The sequence below is a fragment of the Methylocystis sp. Uni0008 genome (genome assembly GCF_056838045.1).
The window spans coordinates 20,016-27,500 of sequence record NZ_CM166370.1 but is presented as its reverse complement, the minus strand read 5'-3'; the positions used below and the strand labels follow the sequence as shown (position 1 = coordinate 27,500).

General features: G+C 65.3%; 9 protein-coding genes and 1 tRNA gene (1 of these 10 cut by a window edge). 2 read left to right on the top strand and 8 right to left on the bottom strand.

What is annotated here, in order from left to right:
- Positions 1-702: the end of a M23 family metallopeptidase gene (locus tag AC0X69_RS00155; RefSeq protein ID WP_482610176.1), read on the top strand. 1,317 nt of this gene lie to the left of the window's left edge; 702 of the gene's 2,019 nt are visible here — the last part of the coding sequence; its start codon lies off the left edge, out of view; its stop codon occupies positions 700-702.
- Between the two features lie 57 nt (positions 703-759).
- Here AC0X69_RS00155 and AC0X69_RS00150 read toward each other — a convergent pair whose 3' ends face one another.
- The gene (locus tag AC0X69_RS00150) at positions 760-1,026 is read right to left on the bottom strand and encodes a phosphopantetheine-binding protein (protein ID WP_482610174.1); all 267 of its coding nucleotides are present in this window, start codon (positions 1,024-1,026) and stop codon (positions 760-762) included.
- Positions 1,027-1,227: 201 nt separating this feature from the next.
- Positions 1,228-2,178 carry a tRNA glutamyl-Q(34) synthetase GluQRS gene (gene gluQRS, locus AC0X69_RS00145; RefSeq protein ID WP_482610173.1) on the bottom strand — a complete coding sequence of 317 codons (951 nt, stop codon included), beginning with the start codon at positions 2,176-2,178 and terminating at the stop codon, positions 1,228-1,230.
- 108 nt (positions 2,179-2,286) lie between these two features.
- Here gluQRS and AC0X69_RS00140 point away from each other — a divergent pair, with 108 nt between their 5' ends.
- Positions 2,287-3,399 carry a helix-turn-helix transcriptional regulator gene (locus AC0X69_RS00140; RefSeq protein WP_482610171.1) on the top strand — a complete coding sequence of 371 codons (1,113 nt, stop codon included), beginning with the start codon at positions 2,287-2,289 and terminating at the stop codon, positions 3,397-3,399.
- A gap of 33 nt (positions 3,400-3,432) precedes the next feature.
- Here AC0X69_RS00140 and cmk read toward each other — a convergent pair whose 3' ends face one another.
- The 6 genes from cmk to AC0X69_RS00110 form a co-directional block, all read right to left on the bottom strand.
- Complete coding sequence (gene cmk / locus AC0X69_RS00135) at positions 3,433-4,059, bottom strand: (d)CMP kinase (protein ID WP_482610169.1); 627 nt, start codon at positions 4,057-4,059, stop codon at positions 3,433-3,435.
- Positions 4,056-5,402, bottom strand: a complete 1,347-nt coding sequence (gene aroA, locus AC0X69_RS00130; RefSeq protein WP_482610167.1) for a 3-phosphoshikimate 1-carboxyvinyltransferase — start codon at positions 5,400-5,402, stop codon at positions 4,056-4,058. Before aroA ends, cmk begins: the two co-directional genes overlap by 4 nt.
- Before the next feature lie 128 nt (positions 5,403-5,530).
- Positions 5,531-5,605, bottom strand: a tRNA-Gly gene (locus tag AC0X69_RS00125).
- A gap of 211 nt (positions 5,606-5,816) precedes the next feature.
- Complete coding sequence (locus tag AC0X69_RS00120) at positions 5,817-6,827, bottom strand: c-type cytochrome (RefSeq protein ID WP_482610165.1); 1,011 nt, start codon at positions 6,825-6,827, stop codon at positions 5,817-5,819.
- 72 nt (positions 6,828-6,899) lie between these two features.
- Positions 6,900-7,184, bottom strand: a complete 285-nt coding sequence (locus tag AC0X69_RS00115; RefSeq protein ID WP_482610163.1) for a type II toxin-antitoxin system RelE/ParE family toxin — start codon at positions 7,182-7,184, stop codon at positions 6,900-6,902.
- Between the two features lie 3 nt (positions 7,185-7,187).
- Positions 7,188-7,469, bottom strand: coding sequence for a CopG family ribbon-helix-helix protein (locus AC0X69_RS00110; protein WP_482610161.1), 282 nt, complete (start codon positions 7,467-7,469; stop codon positions 7,188-7,190).
- Positions 7,470-7,485: the final 16 nt, after the last annotated feature.

Here is a 7,485-nt window from a genome sequence, read left to right as displayed (position 1 = left end):
GCCGCCGGCGACACGTTCGACGTGTTCTACGACGAAGCCGAGGAAGGCGCGAGCGTTGGCCGGGACGCCCTGCTCTACGCTTCGCTGATCACCCGCAACGAGACCTACCGGTATTACCGCTTCTTCACGCCCGACGACGGGCTGCTCGACTACTATGACGAGAACGGCCGCTCGAGCCGCAAATTCCTCGTCCGCAAGCCGATTTCGATCGGCGAGACGCGTTCGGGCTTCGGCATGCGCCGTCACCCGATCCTCGGCTACTACAAAATGCACACGGGAGTTGATTGGGCGGCGCCGATCGGCACGCCGATTCTCGCCGCCGGCAACGGCACGGTAATCAAGGCGCAGTGGGATTCGGGCTATGGACGCCGGGTCGAGATCCAGCACGCCAATGGCTACATCACGACCTACAATCACATGTCGGGCTTCGCGCGCGGCGTGAAGGAAGGCTTAAGGGTCAAACAGGGCCAGGTGATCGGCTTCCTGGGATCGACCGGCTTGTCCACCGGACCGCATCTTCACTACGAGGTGATGGTCAACGGCCATTTCGTCGATCCGATGCGCGTCAAGCTGGCGCGCACGCGCGAGATCGAGGGCCGGCTGCTCGCCGACTTCCGGAAAGAGCGCGATCGCATCGATGGGCTGATGGCGAAGGCGCCGAACAACAACAGCGCCAAAGTGGCGACCCGCCAGACTCGTTAAGCTTTTCAATCGTTCTGATTGGCCGCTCGCGTAAGCGCGGGCGGTCCGCAAACGCGCTCAGGCGGCTTGACGCCATTCGTAGGCCGGAGCGAACTGGCTGGCGCGCACGCCGCGAATGATGTTCTCCATCGTCGCCATCGCCTGGCGGTTGAGCGAATCGCGCGGGAACTCGACGCGGAATTCGCGCTCAACGGCCAGCAGGAGGCGGATCGCCGTATAGGGCGTCATCCCCAATTCATAGAGATTGGCGCGCGGCGTCAGATTGGCCGCCGGAACGCAGATCTGGGCTTCCTGGTCGATCAGGCGTTGGATCATCTCGAACATTTCGCTCTCCCCTGCCGCTTTGAACTCGATGATCGAAAGCTATCGGAGCCTTAAGTAAATGTTCGTGCGCAGACGCACATGCTGAGCCCGTCATGGACCCAGACGGCGACTTGGCCCAGGGTGATTCTCGTCGACGCGTCGATCCGGGTCGACCAAGGACAGCGACTGCGCTCAGTCGCCGCGCGTCTAGGCATTCCGATTCTATAGGCCTATCCGGCGACGCACGTCGGCCGGCGTGCACCCTCGCGCGCGCAAGTCGCGCAGCGCCGTCGACGCGACGCTCTTCGCAAGCTTCTCGCCTTTCTCGTCGAGGATGAGGCCGTGGTGCAGATAGTCGGGCGAAGGCAGGTCGAGCAGGCGTTGCAGCAGACGGTGCAGGCTCGTCGCCTCGAAGAGATCCCTGCCGCGCACCACGTCAGTCACCCCCTGGAGAGCGTCGTCGACGACGACGGCGATGTGATAGCTCGCGGGCGTATCCTTGCGGGCGAGGACGACGTCGCCCCATCGCGCCGGATCGGCGCGAACGATCCGTCCTTCGTCATTTCGAGCGCAGCGAGCTGATCCACGCTCATGAGAAGCCGCTTGAACGGGCTCGTCGGCCGCGCTTTGTCCTGAGGACGAAGGGAGCGGGCCGAATTCCCGCCACGCAAGCCCCTGGCCCCCGAGCGTCGACGCCATGCGCATGTCGAGCCGCAAGGCCGCCCCACCGCCTTGCGCGAGAACCTCGCGGGCCGGTCGCCGCGGCTTCATGCGGCACGTTCCCGGATAGAGCGGCGAACCATCGGGGTCCCGAGGCCAGCCCGGCTTCGCCGCCGCAGCCCTAGCGATGTCGGAGCGCTTGCAGTCGCAGGCGTAAATGAGTCCCATCTCGTCCAGGCGCTCAAGCGCGCGCGCATAATCGCCGAAATGCTCGGACTGGCGGCGGACGGGGCGTTCCCAATCGAGCCCCAGCCAGGCGAGATCCTCATAGATCGCCGCTTCGTACTCGGGTCTCGCCCGGCCCGTATCGATATCTTCGATTCGCAACAGAAAACGCCCGTTGCAGCCGCGCGCGAAATCAAAATTCAAAAGCGCTGAATAGGCGTGGCCAAGATGCAGATAGCCGTTCGGCGAGGGCGCAAAACGGAAGGCGCGTCGTTCCTTGAATGTCATTCGCCTCCCGGCGAGACCCGTTTTTCGCCCTCCCCGCGCCAGTGGACGAGCGCCGCCGCTTGCTTCAAAATGGTCGGATTGAGTTTCATTAAGCTGTTGGATTTACGCATGCCGGATTTCGAATCGATCGTCGATGACATCTACCAGGCCGCCGCAGACCCCGACTGCTGGCCGCGCATCATGCATGATATTGGCAAGGCGGCGGAAGCCGCTGGCGGCGCGCTTATCGCCCGTCGCGCCGACGCCTGGCTCGGGTGGCGCTGCTCGGGCGCTCTCGAAAACGGCGCCGAGGCCTTCTTCAGCGGCGGCGGCCTTCAGCGGAGCCAGGTTCTCGGCCGGCTGCTCGCCTTCAACCGTGCCGGTTTCGTCACCGACCAGGAAGGCTTCACCGAGGCCGAATACGCCGAGGAGCCGGTCATCAAGGAATGGTGCGCGCCTAACGGCATTCACCATTGCGCCGCCACCGCCGTGCCAATCCCCAATGGAGATCTCGTGGTGTTTCAGGTGAAGCGGCGAAAGGGCGATGCGGGTTTTGGGCGCGCCGAAGTCGCCCGCCTCGACGCGCTGCGCCCGCATCTTGCCCGGGCCGGTCTGCTCGCCGCGCGTTGGCGGCTCGAGCGGCTGCGCTCGGCGACCGAAGCGCTCGCGACGCTGGGCGTTCCGGCGGCGATACTGGATGTCGAAGGCCGCGTGCTCGCCGCCAACGGGCTGATCGAGGACCTCACCTCGCATCATGTCTGGATGCCCCGCGACCGGATCGCACTCATCGAGCCCGCCGCCGACAAGCTGCTGCGGAAGGCCATCGCCGATCTGGGCAATCCTGCGGCGACCTCGGTGCGCTCCTTTCCCTCCAAAGGGGCGAGCGATCGACCGGTGGTGATGCACCTCATTCCGGTGACCGGCCAAGCGCGCGACCTCTTCGGCGGCGGGCTTGGCGTGCTGGCGATCACGCCGCTGACGCGGCCAGCCGCGCTCGACGCCGAATTGGTGCAAAGCCTCTTCGACTTGACGCCGACCGAGGCGCGCGTGGCGGGCAGTCTCGCCCAGGGGCTGACGCTCAGTGAGATCGCCGAACGTCACAAGGTGAAGTTGAGCACGGTTCGCAGCCAGCTGAAGGCGGTGTTCGCAAAAACCGGCTCGAACACGCAGTCGCAGATCGTAGCGCTGCTTGCGGCGGCGCAGCCCAATCTTCCGCTGCAGCCCGTTGAGCAGTCACAGTAGCGACGGATTTGGCGGCCGCCGCGCGAGCGGCGTTCAGCGCCGCGCTTCGACGATCGCCAGAGCGGCGGCGAAGGCCTCCTCGATATCGAGGTCGCTCGTGTCGAGCGTCACGGCGTCGGGCGCCGCCTTTAGCGGCGCGGCGCTGCGGGCGCTGTCGCGCGCGTCGCGCTTTTTCACATCATCGAGAATGGCCGCGTAGTCCGCCTCTTCTCCCCCGCGCGCAAGCTCGAGCGCACGGCGCGTGGCGCGCGTCTCCGGCGCGGCCGTGACGAAAATCTTCACTCTGGCTTGGGGACAGATCACCGTGCCGATGTCGCGCCCGTCGAGAACGGCGCCTTCGGTCCGCGAGGCAAAGCCGCGCTGCATGTCGACGAGAGCCGCCCTCACCGCGGGCATGGCGGCGACGACCGAGGCCGCTTCGCCCATGTCGCGCGCGCGCAGCCGCGACTCGTCGAAATCGGTCAGCGACAGGCTCCGCGCCGCGGCGACCGCCGCCTCGACATCGTCGAGCGGCAGCCCCTCCTCGAGCAGCGCGCAGGCCGTGGCGCGGTAAAGCAGACCGGTGTCGAGATGCGGCAGGCCGAAATGCGCGGCGAGCCGACGCGCCAGCGTGCCTTTTCCCGACGCTGCGGGGCCGTCAATCGCGATGACGAAGCTCACGAGAATCGCGCTCCAAGCCGCTCCATCAACCCGCGAAATGCGGGGAAGCTCGTCGCGATCATGGTCTCGTCGTCGACGGTGACCTTGTTGTCCGCGGCCAGCCCCATGACGAGGAAGCTCATGGCGATGCGGTGGTCGAGATGCGTCTCGACAATCCCGCCGCCGACGACCCTGCCGCCGCGCACGATGAGATCGTCGCCGATGATCTCGCAGTCGACGCCATTGGCCTTCAGGCCTGCGGCGACTGCCTCGAGCCGATCCGATTCCTTGACGCGCAATTCGGAGAGCCCGCGCATGCGCGTCTCGCCCCTGGCGAAGGACGCCGCGACGGCGAGGATCGGATATTCGTCAATCATCGACGGCGCGCGCGCCGCCGGCACGTCGACGCCGGCAAGTTGCGAGAAACGCACGTGAACGTCGGCGACCTCTTCGCCGCCTTCCTCGCGCCGGCTCTCGAGGCTGATATCCGCGCCCATCTCCTGCAGCGTCGTTAAGAGCCCGCTGCGCAGCGGATTGGTCATCACCCCTTCGATCACGACGTCGGAACCCTCGACGATCAGCGCGGCGACGAGCGGAAAGGCCGCCGACGAAGGATCGGCGGGCACGCGCACCTCGCGCGCCGTCATCTCTGGTCGCCCTTCGAGCGTGATCTTACGGCCATGCGCGCCGTAAGCTTCGCTCGTCACCTTGGCGCCGAAATGCGCCAGCATTTTTTCGGTGTGGTCGCGCGAGGCTTCGGCCTCGATCACCGTCGTCTGGCCCGGCGAATTGAGGCCGCACAGCAGCACCGCCGACTTGATCTGCGCCGAGGCGACCGGCGTCTTGTATTCGACCGGCAGGGGTTCGCTAGATCCTTGCAGAACAAGCGGCAGCCGCCCGCCCTCGGCCTGCTCCAGGACCTGCGCGCCCTGCAGCGCCAAGGGATCGAGAATCCGCTTCATCGGCCGCTTGCGCAGGGAGGCGTCGCCATCGAAGCGCGCGACGATCGGATGGCCGGCGACGACGCCCATCATCAGTCGCGAGCCGGTGCCGGCGTTGCCGAAATCGAGCGTTTCCGTGGGCTGCAGGAGCGAGCCAAGTCCCGCCCCCCAGACGCTCCAGCGCCCGTCGGCGTGGCGCACGATCTTCGCGCCGAGCTGGCGGCAGGCCTGCGCCGTGCGCAGCACGTCCTCGCCTTCGAGCAGCCCCTCGATCTTCGTTTCGCCAATGGCGAGCAGGCCGAAGATCAGCGCGCGGTGGGAAACCGATTTATCGCCCGGCGGACGCACACGGCCCGTAAGCGGCCCGGATTTATGGGCGCTGAGCGGCGCGGCGGGAGCGTGAGCATGAGCGGCTTGCGGCATAGTCGCTTTCGGTCGGGCGTGATTCAGTCGCGCAACCGCTTCGCACTTTTGGCGACAATGCTCAACGGCGATGGACGACGGCTCGCCGTCTTTACTTACGTCAGGCCGGAGGCGTCAGGCCGGAGGTTTGGAGCGGGCGATGGGAATCGAACCCACGACATTCAGCTTGGGAAGCTGACGTTCTACCCCTGAACTACGCCCGCGCGCACCTTGTGTAACGCGGCTGGCGGCTGGTTTCAACGGACCGGCGCTTGGTCCCGCGAAGGCTTCCTCATCCTGAGGAGCGCCCGTAGGGCGCGTCTCGAAGGACGAGGAAGCCAATCTTGCGCAAGTTTCGTCTCACCCTCGTCCTTCGAGACGCCGCTCCGCGGCTCCTCAGGATGAGGGTGAGGCAAACCCGCCATCCTACCGGCGCTATCTCACATTCGGATTCAGCGCCTCCCGCTTCTCCTTTTCGATTTCCATCAGCTTCGCGCGGATCGGCCCATAGGGCCCGTATTTATGCTGCTCTTCGGAGAAGCCGTCGGCGTAGGGGCCGTAAGGCGCGTCGATCGGCTTGTTCAAAAGGTTGGGGAAGTCCTTTTCCAGTCCGGCGCGATGCGGCCTCGGCTTCGACACCATCAGCGCCGCGACGTCCCAGGCCTCTTCGGGCGAGAGCCGCGGATGCAGATAGTCGACGCCGTCCGGCATGTTGGAATGGATGAAATTCGCCGCCGTGATCAGCCGCGCCATTCCGGCGCCGTCATTGAAACTGTCCGAGCCCCAGAGCGGCGGAAAGGCGTAGCCGGCGCCCAGCCCCGGCAGGCTGTTCTGCACGCCGGCGCCGTCGACGTTATGGCAGCCGATGCAGCGCGCCTGATAGATGTCGCGCCCGCGCCGGGGATCGGCGGCGCGGTCGAGCTCCGGCATGGTCCCGGCGCCAAGGCCCGAGAGCTTCTCGCCCTTGGGCACGCCCGACGACAGAAACTGAATATAGGCGACGATGGCGCGCATCGGCTCAGAGGCGTTCGGCAGCGGGCGGCCATTCATGCTGCGCGTCATGCAGGAGTTGATGCGCTCCTGCAGCGTGATTTCTGAGCCGGCGCGCGCGCTATAGGCGGGATAATCCGCGGCCAGGCCGAAGATCGGCAGACCGAATTTCTTCACGCCGGCGTCGAGATGGCAGTTCCCGCAGGCGAGGTTGTTGCCTGCGAAGCGTTGCGCGCGGTCCGGCATGTCGGGACCGATATGGGAATAGGTCGCGGTGACGAGATCGCGCCCGCGACGAATGAGCCGGCTGCGGGCGTCGTAAGGCAGCGCATCCACGCTCGGAATCGACCAGAATTTTGCGCTGGATGCGCCGATCTCTTCAGCGGCGACGGGAGCCACGAGCGAAGACGCCAAGAGCGTGAACGAGAGCGCGGCGCTCAAAAACATGTTGTGCATCGGACGCCCCCTTCTTTCAAATTCCGAGCGCCCATCTTTGAATTTTAAGGGCATGACTAAGAGAAATGCTCTTTACGTCATCGGCGAGCGATCTGCACGATTATCGAGGATGAGCAGAACTTGAATCTGCTCACCACGCACCCGGTAGATTATTGAGAAAGGCGTTCTTGGCATCACATATTCGCGCGTATCGCCCTCGCCAGTCGGATGGCCGGCGAAGGGGGCGGCCAACAGGACTTTTTTCATCTTTTCATATTGGGCGATCGCGCGCTTCTCGCCCTCTGGAAAAACCTGAACGTAGTAACGCCGGAACCAGTCGAGCCCGGCCACTGCAGATGGAAGATAAACGATCTCCATATGTCAGCGGCGAGGCATGATATCCGGTTCGGGTGGAGCCTGTTCGTCGTCCGAACCCCACGAGCGCACCCATTTGTCCATAGCAGCGCTGGAAATGAAAACGCCTTTGTCCGCTTCAGCCTCTGCGTCGCGGATCGCCGCTCGCGCACGCTCTTTCGCCTCGACATAGGCGCGAATAGCCTGCTGAGCGATATAGCCCGCCGACCGGTCCTCGCGTTTGGCCTCCTGTTCGAGGCGCTTCTTAACCGCCGCATCGATGCGAAGCGTGAAGGGGACTGTGGCCATGGCTATCTCGACCTCA